This is a genomic window from Bacillus sp. FSL K6-3154, from assembly GCF_040869395.1.
GTDB lineage: Bacteria > Bacillota > Bacilli > Bacillales > Bacillaceae > Bacillus > Bacillus safensis.
Genome location: NZ_CP152033.1, coordinates 601,444 through 619,466, shown reverse-complemented (window position 1 = coordinate 619,466; position 18,023 = coordinate 601,444). Strand labels below are relative to the sequence as shown.

The window sequence follows — 18,023 nt, the reverse complement described above, 5'->3', positions numbered from 1 at the left end:
GTTTACCAATCCCCTTTGCCAAAAAAACGAATTGAACGTTAATACATAAAGCGCTGATGGAAGCGAAGACGATCGAAACGCTCGATCGAATCAGGACTCACATGTTTCCCAATTCTGGCCATTAAACAATTGGCTGGATGTGAGCTAATCTCTGGCTCGTCTGTTGCAAACCAGACAAGACCGCCTGCGTTCATCATTTTCTCCATCATTTTGCGGTACTCCCAAACGTTTTTCTTTGTCCCCTTTAAATCCCAATGCCAGTAATATTCAGTTGTAATGATGATGTAATTCTCCATTTGCTCATCCATCATGCTCACATCAAGCAAATGCTTGCCAAGTGAGCATCCTCTAAATGGAGGAGCGACCTCAATCGCGCCAAGCTCAATTAAATTATCCATTTTGCCCTCTGACCAGCGCTCAAGTGGATCAGGATACAAATACGTGACATAGCCTACGACGAGCTCATTCGCTCTTGCAATGATAATACGTCCTTCTGGAAGATCTGCTATTTCAACAAGTGCTTGTTTCTGTTCCTCAGGCGTGCGAAATGCCGTTAGTCCTTCATGAAACGTATAGTTCGCAAGCTCTGATGCAGGTACCGGTCCTTCAATCAGGATGGAACCTGTTTCTCGCTCAATGGTTTTTGAATAATAAGTTTTAGGATGCTCCACGTATCCACCGCCCCTAATTCTAGTGAGTCGTCTCTATTCTATCTTAAATCTTGCAATAATTAAAACGGTTTCATCAGAAGTTTTTTAAAAATTGAGAAAAAAAGTCATCTATACTATAATAGTCATTGTAAACGTATGCAAAGGGGGACTGTTTGATGAAATTGGAAACGCTACCATCAGTAAAAGGGGATTATCATTTAAATGATTATGAGCAGGCATACAAAGATTTTTCATGGGAGGAAGCAAGAAAAAACTTCTCCTGGTATGAAACAGGAAAAATAAATGCAGCCTATGAAGCGATTGACAGACATGCGGACTCGTCTCGTCAGAACAAGGTGGCGCTTCACTACAAAGATTCACAGCGGGATGAAAAGTATACGTTCAGGGATATGAAAATCAACACAAATAAAGCGGGAAATCTATTCAGAGAAAAGGCACATGTAGAAAAAGGGGATCGCGTGTTTATCTTTATGCCAAGATCACCTGAGCTCTATTTTCTTCTGCTTGGTGCGGTTAAAATTGGAGCAATCGTTGGCCCGTTATTTGAGGCATTTATGGAAGGTGCTGTCAAAGACCGTTTAGAGAATAGCGAGGCAAAGGTGATCGTGACAACACCTGATCTGCTTGAGCGAATTCCATTTGCAGAGCTTCCGAAGCTTGAATCTGTCATCATTGTCGGCGGTGAAAACGAAGACGTCGATGGTGTGCGGACAATTCACTATGAAAAGGCGTTTGAGGAGTCAGCAAAGGAGCTTGAGATTGAATGGATGGATGAAAAAGACGGCTTCCTGCTTCATTACACATCAGGATCTACTGGTACGCCAAAAGGTGTGCTTCATGTCCATGGTGCAATGGTCCAGCAAGGCCACACTGGTAAATGGGTGCTTGACTTGAAAGAGGATGACGTTTACTGGTGTACAGCTGATCCAGGCTGGGTTACAGGCACAGTGTACGGTATTTTTTCACCGTGGTTAAATGGGGCGACGAATGTGATTTTAGGCGGCCGGTTTAATCCTGATACGTGGTATGAAACCATTGAATCACTCGGTGTAACCGTTTGGTACAGTGCCCCGACCGCCTTTAGAATGCTCATGGGGGCAGGGGATGATCTCATTCAAAAATATGACCTCAGCTCGCTCCGCCATGTTTTAAGTGTGGGAGAGCCGCTTAATCCAGAAGTCATCCGCTGGGGAGATGCTGTTTTTGGCAAGAGAATTCACGACACTTGGTGGATGACAGAAACGGGTGCACAGCTGATTTGTAATTATCCATGCATGGACATCAAGCCAGGCTCGATGGGAAAACCGATTCCAGGCGTAGAAGCGGCGATTGTTGATAATGCAGGAAATGAACTTCCGCCATACCGGATGGGCAACCTTGCGATTAAAAAAGGCTGGCCTTCTATGATGCATACGATCTGGAACAATCCTGAAAAATATGAATCTTACTTTATGCCGGGAGATTGGTATGTTTCAGGAGATTCAGCTTATATGGACGAAGACGGATACTTTTGGTTCCAGGGACGTGTCGATGATGTCATCATGACGTCAGGAGAGCGGGTCGGTCCATTTGAGGTGGAAAGTAAACTGGTCGAACATCCAGCTATTGCGGAGGCTGGTGTCATTGGAAAGCCAGATCCGGTCCGCGGTGAAATTATTAAAGCATTTATAGCGCTTAGAAGCGGATATGAGCCGACAGATGAGCTGAAAGAAGAGATTCGTACATTTGTGAAAAAAGGACTCGCAGCACATGCGGCACCGCGAGAAATTGAGTTCAAAGACAAACTGCCGAAAACGAGAAGCGGAAAAATTATGAGACGTGTGCTAAAGGCGTGGGAGCTGAATTTACCTGCTGGCGACCTTTCGACAATGGAAGATTAAATTTTTTCATCAGTTGACTTGATATCAAAAGTGTGTTAAAAATGACATTAGTTGAATATGAAAAGGTTTTGACTGAGATTCAGTAGAATGATCTTTCCCTGTTGAAGAGAGCTGACGGCTGGTGCGAGTCAGTACAAAGAGATATTCGAATTACCCTCACGAACCGCTTTTACGAAAAGGAGCATGCCCTGATTAGTGAAAGAACGGATCTGTCCGTTATCAGTGTAAGTGAAAAGACGAGATTTTTTGTCTTTTAAGCAGGGTGGTACCGCGATATATATCGTCCCTTCGTTCATTCGAAGGGGCGTTTTTTTGTTGAATTGTAAAAAAAGGAGATTTGAAAATGAGTCAATTGATGGAAGAGCTATCGTTCAGAGGATTAATTCAGCAGCAAACAGATGAAGAAGGTTTAACAAAATTATTAGCAGAAGAAAAAATCAAACTATACTCCGGCTTTGATCCGACAGCTGACAGCTTACACATTGGTCATCTATTGCCAATTTTAACATTACGCAGATTCCAAGAAGCAGGTCATCATCCGATTGCTCTTGTTGGCGGCGCAACTGGACTAATCGGCGACCCTAGCTTCAAAAAAGCAGAACGTTCACTCAATCCAGCAGAAATCGTCGAACAATGGTCAGAAAAAATCAAAGGACAGCTGTCTCAATTTCTTGATTTTGAAGCAGGGGAGAATCCAGCCGTTATCGTGAATAACTACGACTGGATCAGCCAAATGAATGTCATCACGTTCCTTCGTGATGTTGGAAAGAACTTTGGTGTAAACTTCATGCTGGCAAAAGATATCGTGAGCTCACGTATCGAAACAGGGATTTCTTACACAGAATTCAGCTACGTTATCCTTCAGTCTTTAGACTTCTTAAATCTTTACAGAAATGAAAATTGTAAGCTGCAAATCGGCGGAAGTGACCAGTGGGGAAATATCACATCTGGACTTGAGCTGATCCGTAAGTCTGAAGCAGAAGGGGCAAAAGCATTTGGTCTGACGATGCCGCTTGTCACAAAAGCAGACGGCACAAAGTTTGGTAAAACAGAAGGCGGCGCCATCTGGTTAGATAAAGAAAAAACGTCTCCATACGAGTTCTACCAATTCTGGATCAACACAGATGACCGTGATGTCGTGAAATACTTAAAATACTTTACGTTCTTATCAAAAGAAGAGATCGCATCGTACGAAGAAAAAGTGCAAACAGCACCTGAAAAGCGTGAAGCGCAGCGCCGTCTAGCAGAGGAAGTGACAACACTTGTACATGGCCGTGAATCACTAGAACAGGCTGTTAACATCTCAAATGCACTATTCAAAGGTGAGATCAAATCTCTTACAGCTGAAGAAGTGAAAGTAGGCTTTAAGGATGTTCCATCAATGGAGAAAAGCAGCACAGAAGAATTAACACTAGTCGATATCCTTGTGGAATCAAAGCTGTCTCCATCAAAGCGTCAAGCACGTGAAGATATCACAAATGGTGCTGTCTCCATCAACGGAGAGAGACAAACAGATAAAGATTATGTTCTTTCCGCTGACGACCGAATTGAAAACCAATTTACTGTTTTAAGAAGAGGGAAAAAGAAATACTTCCTCGTGACGTATAAATAAATCTTTATGAAACAGTAAGCATCATGGAAAAGCATCTCAACATTGAGGTGCTTTTCTTTTTTATGTAGAAGTAGCTCATTCGTCTGCTTCTTGTTCAAGGAGTGAATCTTTGTTTGTATAAGCATGTTCTACCTTACAAATTCGGGTTGTATAGGATTCATACCAATCTTTTTTCCCCTTTTTTTGAACACGCTGATGTGCTGTATGTGCTTTCCATTCTTTGATGGCTTCTAATGAATCCCAGTAAGAGACAGTGATTCCAACACCATGTTCATCTCGTACACTTTCTATTCCAAGAAATCCGTCTAGATCTTTCGCTAATTCTTCCATTTTTTGAGCAGCTGCAGCGTATTCTTTCTGCTCGACATTTGTTCGTTTTGATGTGAAAATCGCGGCATAGTAGGGTGGTGCAGGTGTTTGAGTAAATAGCATCTAGTAGAACCTCCTTAGTCTATTGATATTATATATGAAAGAAAGAAGGTCTCGTAGTCTTTTTGTTTTAATTTAAAAAAGTCCAAGGTGCTTTTTGATTATTTATATTTTTGTAAAATCATCTCATAAACATTACCTTGTTCACTTTTCTGACATATTTTTCTTGTATAAAATAGAGTCGTATAAGATGAATAAGGGGGAATGAAAGTGATGTTTGTTAAGAAAAGGAGTTTGCAAATTCTCATTGCGCTTGCATTGGTGATTGGTTCAATGGCTTTTATCCAGCCGAAAGAGGTGAAGGCGGCTGAGCATAATCCGGTTGTGATGGTACACGGTATTGGCGGTGCCTCTTATAACTTTTTTTCTATTAAAAGTTATTTGGCCACACAAGGCTGGGATCGAAACCAATTATATGCTATCGATTTCATAGACAAAACAGGAAATAACCGCAACAATGGTCCGCGTCTATCCAGATTCGTCAAAGATGTGTTAGACAAAACGGGTGCCAAAAAAGTAGATATTGTGGCTCATAGTATGGGCGGAGCGAACACATTATACTATATTAAGAATCTAGATGGCGGCGATAAAATTGAAAACGTTGTCACAATTGGTGGAGCAAACGGACTCGTTTCAAGCAGAGCATTACCAGGCACAGATCCAAATCAAAAAATTCTTTACACATCTGTCTACAGCTCAGCTGATCTCATCGTCGTCAACAGCCTCTCTCGTTTAATTGGCGCAAGAAACGTTCTAATCCATGGCGTTGGCCATATAGGTCTATTAACCTCAAGCCAAGTGAAAGGCTACATTAAAGAAGGACTGAACGGCGGAGGACAGAATACGAATTAAAAAAACGAAAAGACAGCGGCATATGCTGTCTTTTTTGATGTCAACTGGCATATGGCAGCTAGAGATATTGAAAAGGGTGGCAAAACGATGATACAGAAACAGACCATCGTACATAGCCGAATAAAAAACATGTACAAAACGTCCACCATTCCTTACACTACATGTAGTGAATGAGAATTTTCGGAGGTGGACGTTTGTGAAAACGAATCAAAAGGCTTTCATCATTGTAGATGTACAAAAGGCATTCGATCATGAAAAATGGGGAGAACGCAATAATCTAGAGGCAGAGGAGAATATTAGCCGGCTATTGACGTTTTGGAGAGAGAAGGGCTGGAAAGTGATTCATATTCAGCATACATCCGACAATCCGGACTCTGTATTTCATCCAGCAAATGAAGGGCACCTTTTCAAAGATATGGCTAAACCGCTAGAGGAAGAAACAGTGATACAAAAGAAAGTCAACAGCAGCTTTATAGGGACAAGCTTGGAGGAACAACTAAGGTCAAATCAGATTGACACTGTCGTCATTGCAGGATTAACAACACCTCACTGCGTATCAACAACGACAAGAATGAGCGGAAATCTTGGCTTTGATACGTATCTGATCTCAGATGCAACAGCCGCCTTTGGACTAACAGATCAAAACGGTACATATTTTGACCCAGATACGATCCACCGGCTCTCACTTGCAACCCTGCATGATGAATTTGCGACTGTCATGACAACAGAGCAGCTCATCAAAAAATGGACAAGTCCAGAATAAAAGTTTGAAAGCTCCTAGAAAGATATCTAGGAGCTTTTTTGCGTATTAAGCGATTGTTTTCGTTGTTTCTTACGTGAGTAAACGAGATCAATCTCAATAAATAAAAAACTGACAAAGAATGATAAAATCAATACGCCGTCATCCCCTATCGATACATTCATAAAGTTTAAGTAAAGGACATACTTGATAGAGAGATGTAAAACGATCCAAGAACTCACCCATTCCAAAGCATAAGTGAGCCATACAGGAAGTTTAAGGAGATAAGCCAGTCCTTTTCCTATGAATAGAAGGACAGGTGACCAAAAAACGACGATAACACTCACGAACAAAGAGAAAGAGATCAAAGAAAGAAACGAATCATACGTGATGGTTTCTCCAAAAAGAAAATTCACGCCTAAAACGACGATGTATAGCAATACACATGGAATCGCGATCACAAAGCAGATAGAAAAAAAGAGCAGGAAGATAAACAGACTTGCAGCAAATCTATTGGGCGGCTCAGCTATAATCTGTTTTTTTCTTAGAAGAGAATAGGCAATCACTGATAAGGTTAAAAGTAAGAATAGAATGATCGTGATACTATACATGGAACTCCCCCATCTAAGGACTATAGAAGACCATACGACTGATATGTCATCTATCATGATTGTACCAATAGAAAAAAGGCACTTCAATGAAATATTTCCTATATTTGTATATAAAAAATGAGACAGGTTTAGTTGAAGTAAGAATACAGGGGACGGTCGAGGAAAAGAGGTGATTGGAAATGGGAGGTTTCTTCCAATGATCTTATGTACAAATGTACGGCTTACTCAAAGGTGGTCTTGGCTAAATCCCCTTGAAAAGGGGTGACGCCTATGTCAACTTTTCAAGCATTAAAACCTGAAACAAAAAACCCTAGAAATCCTTGAACAATCAAGGGATCTAGGGTTTGTTTGCTCTCTCTTAGAGAAGTAATGAAATTAACGAGAGTAGAACTCAACGATTAGTTGTTCGCTGATTTCAGGCGCTAATTCAGAACGCTCTGGAAGACGAGTGAAAGTTCCTTCAAGCTTTTCAGCATCGAAAGAAAGGTATTCAGGAACGAAGTTGTTTACTTCAACTGATTCTTTCACTACTGCAAGGTTTTGAGATTTCTCACGAAGAGCAATCGTTTGACCTGGTTTCACAGAGAAAGATGGGATGTCTACACGGCTTCCATCAACAAGGATGTGACCATGGTTTACTAGCTGACGAGCTTGGCGGCGAGTACGAGCAAGGCCAAGACGGTATACTAGGTTGTCAAGGCGAGTTTCAAGAAGGATCATGAAGTTTTCACCTTGTTTACCAGGAAGTTTAGCAGCTTTGTCATATAGTGTACGGAATTGACGTTCGTTGACACCGTACATGTGACGAAGCTTTTGCTTCTCTTGTAATTGTAAACCGTATTCAGATAGTTTTTTGCGTTGTCCTGGACCATGTGGGCCTGGAGCGTAAGGGCGTTTTTCAAGTTCCTTACCTGTTCCGCTTAATGAAATGCCTAAACGGCGGGAAATCTTCCAACTTGGACCTGTATAGCGAGCCATAATGTGACTCCTCCTTATTGTTTTTATTTGTGAAAAATAAAAACCGTCTGTTCTTCCTCTTTTTCGTCATTATGTTTTCATGCATCCTCGCTCCAGCAGCAGGGAGTTACAAGATACACCTTCATAATATAGAAGGAACAAAATGATACAAAAAAGCCGAACAAAAAGGCTGCCATATTTCACACAAACTCTATTATATGACGCTGGGTAGGAGAAGTCAACCTATTTAGAGGCAGAGGTGACGTTCTCCATTATATAAAGAAACATAAAAAAGCAGACAATGTGCCTGCTTTTTCTGCATGATTACGCATCCGTAGAGACGGATAACGCCTGTTGGAGAATTTCTGTAAATTGAATAAGGTAGGTCTCATCTACTTCACTGAAGCGGTCTTTCACAGGGCTGTCAATATCGAGTACCCCAATGATCTGTCCATTGACCTTGAGCGGAATGACTATTTCAGATTGCGATGCGGCATCACAGGCAATATGTCCAGGGAATGCATGGACATCAGCGATACGCTGCACTTCACCTGTCGCAAAAGCTGTACCGCAAACACCTTTTCCAGAAGGGATGCGCACACATGCAGGCAGTCCGTTAAATGGTCCAAGCACAAGCTCGCCGCCCTTTGCTAAATAAAACCCTGCCCAATTGACTTCAGGAAGTGAGTGATAGAGTAGCGCAGCTGCATTTGCCAAGTTGGCAATCAGATCAGGTTCACCATCTGTAATGGCTTCTACCTGTTTGACAAGCAATTGATAGTCTTTTGAAGGATCGCCAGACTGTTTTTCGACATGAAACATGAAAATCTCCTACTTTCTATCTTAAAAATACATAACTTGCGTCTCGCATGTGGGATTTGTCGAGCAATTGTAAAAGGAACTTCCGCCTTCATCTTGAAGTATGTACACATGAAGAGGGGTGAGCGGATGAAAACATCAACAACCGTGCAAACAAAAGACCGTATTATGGATGCTGCCATCAGACTTTTTAACCAAAAAGGATTTTCTGGAACCTCTGTCCGTGAGATTGCGAAGGAAGCAAACGTCAACGTTGCCCACATTTCTTATTACTTTCAAGGAAAAGGAGGGCTGCTTGAGCAGCTCGTATCCGATTTTTATGAAGGCTACATTCACATGATTGAATCACATCTCCATCACATGGAAACCCGTCATGCAAAAGAATGCTTACTACATGTGGTTTTTGATATTTTATCTTATCAGCACAAGCACCGTCAATTAACCCGTTTCGTTTATCGGGAGGTGACGATTGATTCGACACTCATCAGAGAAATCATGTCGACATATTTAACAAAAGAAAAGTATCTGTTTCAGCTTATCATTGAAAAAGGAAAAAGCACCCATGTTATTTGTGAGCAGCTTTCACTCGCATCCTTTATGATTCAGCTAAAATCACTTCTCATGATGCCATATTTACAGCCGCAATATTTAACAGAGGTGCTTTATTTGAACCCAAGTGAGCCGTATTTCTATCAAATGTACTTTAAGGAGCTGAGCCGCTCGCTTCATTATCTGTTAGAACCAAAAGAGCCGGCACTAGATTCTCATCTGAACCTCATGATGTCCTCGAATTGATCATACGCATATCCGAGATCTTCCGCTTGATGGGCATCAGAGCCGAATATGAGCGGAATTTTTTTCTTTTTTGCAAGCTCAATCATCCATTGATCTAAATAGATACTTCTGGCATATGTTTTACGAAGACCTGATGTATTAAAATCTAAGGACATGCCTTTTTTTGCCGTTTCTTCAAGGCAAAGGGTGACCTTTTGACAAAGTTCAGGTGACATTTCATATGGAAAAAGCTGTTTGAATTTCTGGACAAGGGTGATATGACCGATTCTCTTTGGCTTATATTGGCCTAAAGATGATAGAATAGAAGAATGAATTTGGTCATAGTAGCTTTGATAGACCTGTTCGATGCTGCCATAGATGCTTATTAGCTGCTGGAAGGCATGCTCGTCAAAATCAAGGCAAATATAATCATCGCCAGCAGGAAGAAAGTGAACAGATAAAATGGCGTCGTCTAGTTCTGGACCGTAGCAGTCTAAAAAGGTTCTTGTTTCCTTTTCATACTCTTTGATAAAGTCAACCTCAAGCCCAGTTTTTACTATTAATTGTCCTTTGTATTCTTGTTTCAGCTGAGCCAGTTTCGTTATATACGCTTCAAGGTCTTGGAGCTTCATGGCACTATCCTGCTCAGGTGTTGGATCTTGAAACGATGGAGGCAGCGGGGCATGCTCGGTAAAGGTTATGGAATCAAATCCCTTTTTAATGGCTTTTTCAATATAAGAATGAAAAGAATCAAGCGAACCGTGCGGGCAAAACGGTGTATGTAGATGTGCATCTTGTTTCAGCATGTCGTCACCTCTTGTCGATATTTTGAAAAACGTGATGTTTATCAGCGAAAATAATGAAAAATCATGACCAAAAATGCTGGTTACATGGTATCATAATAACAATGAAAACGACAGCTTCCGCATACATAAAAGCAGGTCACATTGATACGTGTGATCAAATGATAGAAAGCGCACAAATACTTTCTTGAAAAAACATACATAAAACCGTGAATGGATGGTATTGGAAAACATACGATCCTGCTTATAAAAAAACAAATGCAAAGCGGACACGAAAGGGTTCTCAGGTCTACTCGGGACACTTTTACCCTGACATCACTTAGATCACAACAAGGGGGCTCATTATGGAGTTAATCATCGGTTTAATTGTCATTTTGCTTGCTTTGTTTTCAGTCGGTTATTTCCTGCGAAAAAATATATATAAAGAGATTGACCGATTGGAAGCATGGAAAATTGAAATTTTAAACAGATCAATTGTAGAAGAAATTTCAAAGATCAAACATTTAAAAATGACCGGAGAAACAGAGCAATTTTTTGAAAGATGGCGTGCAGAGTGGGACGATATCGTCACAGCCCATCTTCCAAAGGTAGAGGAGCTATTATATGATGCAGAAGAGTATTCTGATAAATATCGATTCTCCAAAGCCAAGCAGGTTCTTACGCACATTGAGGACTTGCTGAGTGCTGCTGATTCGAACATTGAAGACATTTTAAAAGAGATTGCAGACCTTGTCACAAGCGAGGAGCAAAATCGCAAGGACATTGAAAAGGTCAAAGAACAATATCAAACAGTTCGAAAAAATCTGCTTGCGTACAGCCATTTATACGGCACCCTTTATGACAAAATGGAGCAGGACTTAGATGAAGCCTGGGAAGGGATCAAGCAGTACGAGGAAGAGACAGAAAACGGCAACTATATGAAAGCAAGAAAGATTTTGCTTGAGCAAGACCGCAGACTCGATCAGCTTCAGCTGTATATCAATGATGTACCGAAGCTCATTGCAGACTGCAAACAAACCGTACCAGGCCAGCTGACGAAGCTGAAAGACGGATATAAAGAAATGACAGACAAAGGCTACAAGCTCGAGCACATCCAGATCACTAAAGAGCTTGAGAATTTAAACAAACAGCTGACCCGTGCGGAAAAACTGCTTATTGATGAACTCAATCTGGATGAGGCATCAAGCATTCTCCAAATGATTGATGATGCCATTCAGACGCTGTATGATCAGCTGGAAGCGGAAGTAGAGGCAGGTCAGGAAATCAAAAGCAAAATGCCTGAGCTGACGGAAGCGTTTGAAAAGCTAGAGCAGGATCACACCCAAACAAAGGCAGAAACAGCTCTTGTAAAAGAAAGCTACAAACTGACAGCCGGAGAGCTTGATCAACAGAAGGCGTTCGAAAAACGCTTAGAAGAAATTGAAAAGCTCATGAAACAAATTCGCGAGAAGCTTGATCGTGATCATGTCGCATATTCACTTTTAATGAATGAAATCAATCAGCTTGAGACCTTTATCGATGATGCAAAAGCATTGCATGATACATTTAAGGATCATCTTCAATCATTAAGAAAAGAAGAGCTGCAAGCGAGAGAAACACTGGCTGAGCTCAAAACGATGCTGACAGATACAGTGCGTCAGCTGCAAAAAAGCAATATTCCAGGTGTACCTGCTGACATGAAAGAGCAGGCTGAAAAAGCGCAGGAGATGATTCAGCAAGTGCACGAGCAGCTGGAGAACTTGCCGCTCAACATGCCAGCTGTGAATGGGCAATTAAAAGAAGCCTCTGACACAGTGAGACATGTTGTGAATGAGACGGAAGAAATGCTCACAAAAGTGGATCAAATTGAACGAATCATTCAATATGGCAATCGTTTTAGAAGCCAAAATCATATTCTTTCAGAACAATTAAAAGAGGCAGAGCGAAGATTTTATGCGTATGATTATAACGGTTCATTTGATGTAGCAGCATCAGCTGTGGAAAAAGCATCACCTGGAGCCGTTCAGAAGCTATTAGCTCAGCACGAAAAAGAATATCAGCATCAATAAAAAAGCTGAAGTCCATTGATAGGACTTCAGCTTTTTTTGTATTATGATGCCTGCTTCTGACGTTCTTCTGAAGCAGAAGAAGTGAAAAGGGAGATCACGAACCCAATGGCGACTCCAAGTATCGCAGGGACAAGCCAGCCAATGCCAAGGTCATAAAAAGGCAGCACTGTTTGGAAGATGTCTTTTACTGGACCGATTGGAAGCTTTGCTGCTGCTAATCCGTCAAATAAGCTGACGCACCCTGTTAAAATTAACGAGAGAACATATACGGGTCTTCTATGTCCAAGCCATTTATCAGCAAGTGATAGAACGATGATCACAATCGCCAGCGGATAAATCGCTGTTAAGACTGGAACAGAGAAAGCAACAATATGAGCAAGTCCAAAGTTAGAAATAATGAAACTAAACAATGTAACAAGTGTCACGACCATTTTATAAGAAAGCTTGGGAAGTAACTTTGAGAAATACTCTCCGCATGATGTGACAAGACCGATACTTGTTGTTAAACAAGCGACTGTAATGGCAGCTCCTAACACAATATTTCCTAGACTGCCGAAAAGGAATTGAGAAGACTGAGCTAAAATTTTGCTTCCATCTCCAACGAATCCAATGGCATGTGTACTAGAAGCACCTAGATACGCAAGTGATAGGTAAACGAAGGTTAATCCAGCAGCTGCAATCAAACCCGCTTTGATACAAGCAGAAGCCAGTGCCTTTTTACTTGTCACACCGCGTCCTTTAATTGCGTTGATGACAACAATTCCAAATACAATAGAAGCAAGAGCATCCATCGTTTTATATCCCTCTAAAAATCCTTTGAAAAACGATCCGCTGCTATAAGATACATCTGGTGTACCAATGACGCCCATCGGTGTCAAAATGGCTTTGACAATGATAATAAAAATGATCGTAAATTTAATCGGTGTTAATATTTTTCCTACACGATCCACGATTTTCGTTGGATTTAAAGCAAGATAATACGTAATACCGAAAAAGACGAGTGTAAATAAAAGAAGAGACAGCCAAGCTGGCACACTTGATAAAAATGGTAATGCTCCAATCTCATACGAAACTGTTCCTGTACGCGGAATAGCGAAAAGCGGCCCAATGGATAAATATAAAATGACGGTGAATGCTGTTCCAAACACTGGGTGAGCCTTATCTGCAAGTCCTTTTGCATCACGCCCTGTTAAAGCAATCGCAATAATCCCGAGTAGAGGTAAACCGACACCTGTTAATAAAAATCCGCCCATTGCTTTCCATACATTTGTTCCGGCATATTGCCCAAGCTCTGGCGGATAAATCATATTTCCGGCGCCGAAGAATAAAGCAAATAACATAAAACCTATAATAATCGTATCTTTCGTCGACAATGTTGCCTTCATTGAATATAAAGCCTCCAATATTATGTTGAAATATTCTGTTAATTAGCTGCTAAAACGGTTCTTCATTAACATTCACTAATTATAAAGGATGTACGCCTGATGTCAACATGTGTTTTCATACAAAAGTCATGAATTTTTCTATTTTAGTATATGAAGAACAATAAAAAACATCCCCTTCTCCTATGAAGGGGATGTTTTTTGATTTGATGCTTGATTAAGCAGGCTGTTTAGGTGGGCTCGTAAACAAAGAAATAAGAAGACCAATAATGGCTCCAAGTACGGCAGGGATAGCCCAGCCGATCCCAAGTTTGTATAAAGGAACAGTAGCTTCTAAAATTTCATTTAAACCGCCAAGAGGAATCTTTGCTGCCACTAACCCGTCGATGACGGCAAAGATTCCTGTAAAAATGAGTGAAGCGATATAAATAATCCGTCTTCCGTTGATCCAGCGATCAAGAAAAGATAAGAGAATGATCACGATGGCTAACGGATAAATCGCAACAAGAACCGGAACAGAGAGCGAAATAATTTGCGCCAGTCCAAGGTTTGCCACAAATGTACTGAATAAAGATACAACTAAAACAACAGTGCGATAAGAAAAGCGTGGAAATAGTGAAGAAAAATATTCCCCGCAGGATGAAACCAGGCCAATACTTGTGGTCAAACAGGCAAATAAAATCGCAGCCCCTAGCACAATATTACCAGCAGAACCAAATAAAAAGTTCGCCGCAAGCGAAAGGAGTTTTCCACCTTCATTTGCCCCGACCATACCTGTTGCCTCAGGACTTGATGCTCCGACATAAGCGAGTGATATGTACACAAGAGCTAGTCCAGCAGCTGCGACAAGCCCTGCTTTAATACAGGCTGCGGCAATCGATTTACGTTCTGTCATACCGCGCTCTTTCACAGCCGTGACAACGACAATTCCGAAAACGATTGAAGCAAGAGCATCCATCGTTTTGTAGCCTTCTAAAAAGCCGGTAAACAGCGGGCTTCCTTCATAAGTTGGATGCGGACTCCCAATTCCACCCATTGGTGTCGCGATCGCTTTGATCACAATTAAAGCAATGACAGCGAGTAAAATTGGTGTTAAAATTTTACCGATTCGGTCAACAAGCTTCGATGGATTTAAAGCAAGAGCATAGGTAATGCCGAAAAAAGCAATCGAAAACAAGAATAATGGAATCCATGATTCAGACTGCGCTTCAGACAGAAACGGCGCCAGCCCAATTTCATAAGAAACCGTTCCAGTACGAGGGATCGCAAAGAAAGGCCCAATGGATAAATATAAAATGACAGTGAAAATGGTACCGAATGTAGGATGAGCTTTGTCAGCAAGCCCCTTTGCACCAGTTCCTGTCAGGGCAACGGCGATGACACCTAAGAGTGGAAGCCCAACTCCGGTCAGTAAAAATCCACCGATCGCAAGCCATACGTTTTCACCTGCGTACTGTCCAAGTACAGGAGGGAATATCATATTGCCTGCGCCGAAAAAGAGTGCAAACAACATTAAGCCGATGGCTAATGTGTCTGTTTGACTTAACTTATTTTTCATAAGGTTATCCCCCTATTATTTTATTTTTCCGCCATGTTTAAATATTCTGTTAATTTAGGAAAAAATATGACAATGGCACTATGCATGATATAGTGAATTGATGAGGTTGTCAATATACCGCTTTATATTGAAATAAAAGGAATTCGGATCATATTAGTTAAACGCAAGAGGATAAGGAGTTTCGCAATGATGTATCTTGATAATAGTGCAACCACAAAACCGTACCCTGAGGTTTTACAAGTATATCAGCAAGTGAGTGAACGTTATTTTGGAAATCCATCTTCGCTTCATCAGCTCGGGATAGATGCAAGCCGGCTGTTAAATGAAACGAGAAAACAAATGCTTCACTACACGGGCTTGAAACAATATGAGATTATTTTTACTTCTGGTGCAACAGAAGCGAATAACATCGCCATTAAAGGAGCAGCACTTGCCAAAATGAACCGGGGCAAGCATATTGTGACCACAGAAATAGAGCATCCTTCTGTTATTGAATCGTTTGAACAGCTGAAGGCGTTATTTGGCTTTGACATCTCCTATATTCAAGTAAATGAGCATGGCCATGCAGATATGACTCATTTAAAAGAAGTGCTTCGCCCTGATACAGTGCTTGTCAGCATGATGCACGTCAATAACGAAACCGGTGCTATCCAGCCGATTGAAGAAGCTGCTGGCATCATTCGTGAGCATGCCGAAAACGCACTTTTTCATGTCGACGGGGTGCAGGGAATGTGCAAGGTCGCACTCAATAAACAGCTGGATGTAGACCTTTTGACGATGTCAGGCCATAAAATTCATGGATTAAAAGGCACAGGAGCACTCTTTTTAAAGAAAGATGTCACTCTCGCCCCTTTCATTACTGGGGGAGAGCAGGAATTAGGACTTCGTTCAGGTACTGAAAACCCTGCTGGAGCTGTCAGCTTAGCAAAAGCCATGAAACAATCATTTGAACAGCTTGACAAGTATCATAATGAGATGCTGAACTTAAAAACGCAGCTGCAAAAACAGCTTGGAGAGATAGAAGGTATTGTGATGAATACACCGAGGGAGCAAAGTGCGCCGCACATTGTGAATTTTTCAGTACCGGGTATTCAAATTGAGGTCCTCCTCCATATGCTTGAAAAAGAAGGCATATATGTTTCTACAACCTCTGCCTGCTCAGCCAAGAAAAAAGAGCCAAGCCGTGTACTGCTGGCAATGGGAAAACCAGAGGAAGTAGCCAAAAGCAGTATGAGAATCAGCTTGACGTATGAACAAGGACCAGAGCTAACGCCGCAAATCATCACATCGATCGCACAAAGTGTGAAAAAATTAAAAGGAATGAGATAACAGCATGAAATATGATCATATTTTAGTCCGTTTTGGTGAGATCTCAACAAAAGGGAAGAATAGAAAGAAATTTATTGAAAAACTAAGAAAGCACATTCGGTTCGTCTTAAAGGATTTTGAAGCATTAAAGGTTGCATCTGATAGAGACCGCATCACGATTATGCTGAACGGAGAAGACCCTGAACCGATTTCAGAACAGCTCAAAAGTGTATTTGGTATTCAGAGCTTTAGTCTTGCGGTTAAATGCGAGACGAATCTAGATGCGATTAAAGAAGCGGCACTAACAGCAGTACAGGAAGTGTATGAACAAGGAAATACATTTAAAGTCTCAACGAAACGCTCTTATAAACAATTTGAACTTGATTCAAATGAAATGAACCGTGAAATTGGCGGACATGTTCTAAAGAATACGGAAAACTTAACGGTCAATGTGAAACAGCCGGATGTGCATTTACGCATTGAAATCAGAGAGCAAGCAACGTACATTACATTTAAAGATGTCAAAGGTGCAGGCGGCCTGCCGGTTGGTTCTAGCGGAAGAGCGATGCTCATGCTTTCAGGCGGCTTTGACAGCCCAGTTGCCGGCTATCAAGCAATGAAACGCGGAATTGAAATCGAAGCTGTGCATTTCTTTAGCCCGCCGTATACAAGTGAACGTGCCAAACAAAAGGTCATTGATCTTGCAGAATGCCTGGCAGCATATGGAGGCGAAGTGAAGCTTCACATCGTACCTTTTACAAAAATTCAAGAGCTGATCCATAAACAAGTACCTGAAAACTATACAATGACATCAACAAGAAGAATGATGCTGAAAATAGCTGACAAAATAAGAGAAAAGCGTGATGCCCTTGCGATTATTACCGGAGAAAGCCTTGGTCAAGTGGCAAGCCAGACACTTGAAAGCATGTATGCTATTAACCATGTGACCAATACACCAATCATCCGCCCGCTCATTGCTGTCGATAAAAATGACATTATTGATGAAGCGAGACGAATTGGCACATACGATACAAGCATTCAGCCTTTCGAGGATTGCTGTACGATTTTTACGCCGCCGTCTCCTAAAACAAAACCAAAGCTTGAGAAGGTAGAACGCTACGAAAGCTTTGCTGATTTCGAGCCGATGCTGGACGAGGCAGTAGAGCAAATTGAAACAATTATTGTGACAAATGAAAAGAAAGCAGCAGACGAATTCGCTGATCTATTCTAAAACGAAAATTTCATAATAATTACCATAAAATCAATCGCATGAAGTCATGTGTTTCTACACATTCTATATTCACAAGGAGGTGAGAACACATGGCTCAACAAAACAGACAAAGCAGTTCTAACCAATTACTAGTACCAGGCGCTGCACAAGCTATCGACCAAATGAAGTACGAAATCGCTTCTGAATTTGGTGTAAACCTTGGTGCAGAAACTACATCTCGCGCTAACGGATCAGTTGGTGGAGAAATCACTAAGCGTCTTGTATCTTACGCTCAACAACATATGGGTGGCGGATCTTTCTAAGACACACAATTTAAAAGCTATGGCTTATGAGCGGGATCCTTCCCGCT

The 18,023-nt window shown here is 41.3% G+C and carries 17 protein-coding genes and 1 other annotated feature; of the genes, 9 read left to right on the top strand and 8 right to left on the bottom strand.

Going from position 1 to position 18,023, the window contains the following annotated elements; all coding sequences use genetic code 11:
• Positions 1-38: 38 nt before the first annotated feature.
• Entirely contained in the window at positions 39-671 is a 633-nt protein-coding gene (locus MHH61_RS03325) for a GNAT family N-acetyltransferase (RefSeq protein WP_024424848.1), read from the bottom strand.
• Between the two features lie 155 nt (positions 672-826).
• On the opposite strand from MHH61_RS03325, the gene acsA reads away from it, so the two are divergent.
• Both acsA and tyrS read left to right on the top strand, forming a co-directional pair.
• Entirely contained in the window at positions 827-2,551 is a 1,725-nt protein-coding gene (gene acsA / locus MHH61_RS03320; protein ID WP_368004462.1) for an acetate--CoA ligase, read from the top strand.
• 59 nt (positions 2,552-2,610) lie between these two features.
• Positions 2,611-2,842, top strand: a binding site (T-box leader).
• 52 nt (positions 2,843-2,894) lie between these two features.
• Positions 2,895-4,163 (top strand): tyrosine--tRNA ligase, encoded by a 1,269-nt coding sequence (gene tyrS / locus MHH61_RS03315; protein ID WP_025092286.1) that lies wholly within the window; start codon positions 2,895-2,897, stop codon positions 4,161-4,163.
• 75 nt (positions 4,164-4,238) lie between these two features.
• On the opposite strand, the gene MHH61_RS03310 is transcribed toward tyrS, so the two are convergent.
• Positions 4,239-4,595 (bottom strand): antibiotic biosynthesis monooxygenase, encoded by a 357-nt coding sequence (locus MHH61_RS03310; RefSeq protein ID WP_056768222.1) that lies wholly within the window; start codon positions 4,593-4,595, stop codon positions 4,239-4,241.
• Positions 4,596-4,802: 207 nt separating this feature from the next.
• Here MHH61_RS03310 and MHH61_RS03305 point away from each other — a divergent pair, with 207 nt between their 5' ends.
• Positions 4,803-5,444, top strand: coding sequence for a triacylglycerol lipase (locus tag MHH61_RS03305; RefSeq protein WP_024424844.1), 642 nt, complete (start codon positions 4,803-4,805; stop codon positions 5,442-5,444).
• Between the two features lie 196 nt (positions 5,445-5,640).
• Positions 5,641-6,207, top strand: a complete 567-nt coding sequence (locus tag MHH61_RS03300; protein WP_087978640.1) for a cysteine hydrolase family protein — start codon at positions 5,641-5,643, stop codon at positions 6,205-6,207.
• A 26-nt stretch (positions 6,208-6,233) separates the two neighbouring features.
• Here the strand turns inward: MHH61_RS03300 and MHH61_RS03295 are convergent, their stop codons facing one another.
• From MHH61_RS03295 to MHH61_RS03285, 3 genes are all read right to left on the bottom strand, one after another.
• A complete protein-coding gene (locus tag MHH61_RS03295; RefSeq protein WP_024426171.1) occupies positions 6,234-6,794 on the bottom strand; it encodes a hypothetical protein in 561 nt (186 codons plus the stop codon).
• Positions 6,795-7,169: 375 nt separating this feature from the next.
• Positions 7,170-7,772, bottom strand: coding sequence for a 30S ribosomal protein S4 (gene rpsD / locus MHH61_RS03290; RefSeq protein ID WP_024424838.1), 603 nt, complete (start codon positions 7,770-7,772; stop codon positions 7,170-7,172).
• Between the two features lie 303 nt (positions 7,773-8,075).
• Positions 8,076-8,573 (bottom strand): GAF domain-containing protein, encoded by a 498-nt coding sequence (locus MHH61_RS03285; protein WP_024426170.1) that lies wholly within the window; start codon positions 8,571-8,573, stop codon positions 8,076-8,078.
• Between the two features lie 126 nt (positions 8,574-8,699).
• Here MHH61_RS03285 and refZ point away from each other — a divergent pair, with 126 nt between their 5' ends.
• Positions 8,700-9,365 carry a forespore capture DNA-binding protein RefZ gene (gene refZ, locus MHH61_RS03280; RefSeq protein ID WP_024426169.1) on the top strand — a complete coding sequence of 222 codons (666 nt, stop codon included), beginning with the start codon at positions 8,700-8,702 and terminating at the stop codon, positions 9,363-9,365.
• Here the strand turns inward: refZ and hisJ are convergent.
• On the bottom strand, positions 9,335-10,150 hold the full coding sequence (gene hisJ, locus MHH61_RS03275) for a histidinol-phosphatase HisJ (RefSeq protein WP_125587164.1): 816 nt from the start codon (positions 10,148-10,150) through the stop codon (positions 9,335-9,337). The genes refZ and hisJ overlap by 31 nt on opposite strands.
• 341 nt (positions 10,151-10,491) lie before the next feature.
• Here hisJ and ezrA point away from each other — a divergent pair, with 341 nt between their 5' ends.
• Positions 10,492-12,195: a septation ring formation regulator EzrA gene (gene ezrA, locus MHH61_RS03270; RefSeq protein WP_025092280.1), complete on the top strand. Its 1,704-nt coding sequence runs from the start codon at positions 10,492-10,494 to the stop codon at positions 12,193-12,195.
• A 41-nt stretch (positions 12,196-12,236) separates the two neighbouring features.
• Here the strand turns inward: ezrA and brnQ (MHH61_RS03265) are convergent, their stop codons facing one another.
• Together brnQ (MHH61_RS03265) and brnQ (MHH61_RS03260) are read right to left on the bottom strand one after the other, a co-directional pair.
• A complete protein-coding gene (gene brnQ / locus MHH61_RS03265; RefSeq protein WP_125587163.1) occupies positions 12,237-13,580 on the bottom strand; it encodes a branched-chain amino acid transport system II carrier protein in 1,344 nt (447 codons plus the stop codon).
• A gap of 214 nt (positions 13,581-13,794) precedes the next feature.
• Entirely contained in the window at positions 13,795-15,135 is a 1,341-nt protein-coding gene (brnQ, locus tag MHH61_RS03260; protein WP_101676762.1) for a branched-chain amino acid transport system II carrier protein, read from the bottom strand.
• Positions 15,136-15,321: 186 nt separating this feature from the next.
• On the opposite strand from brnQ (MHH61_RS03260), the gene MHH61_RS03255 reads away from it, so the two are divergent.
• The 3 genes from MHH61_RS03255 (at position 15,322) to MHH61_RS03245 (ending at position 17,976) form a co-directional block, all read left to right on the top strand.
• Positions 15,322-16,464 (top strand): cysteine desulfurase family protein, encoded by a 1,143-nt coding sequence (locus tag MHH61_RS03255; RefSeq protein WP_025092277.1) that lies wholly within the window; start codon positions 15,322-15,324, stop codon positions 16,462-16,464.
• Positions 16,465-16,468: 4 nt separating this feature from the next.
• A complete protein-coding gene (gene thiI, locus MHH61_RS03250; RefSeq protein WP_024424830.1) occupies positions 16,469-17,674 on the top strand; it encodes a tRNA uracil 4-sulfurtransferase ThiI in 1,206 nt (401 codons plus the stop codon).
• Between the two features lie 89 nt (positions 17,675-17,763).
• Positions 17,764-17,976, top strand: a complete 213-nt coding sequence (locus MHH61_RS03245) for an alpha/beta-type small acid-soluble spore protein (protein ID WP_024424829.1) — start codon at positions 17,764-17,766, stop codon at positions 17,974-17,976.
• Positions 17,977-18,023: the final 47 nt, after the last annotated feature.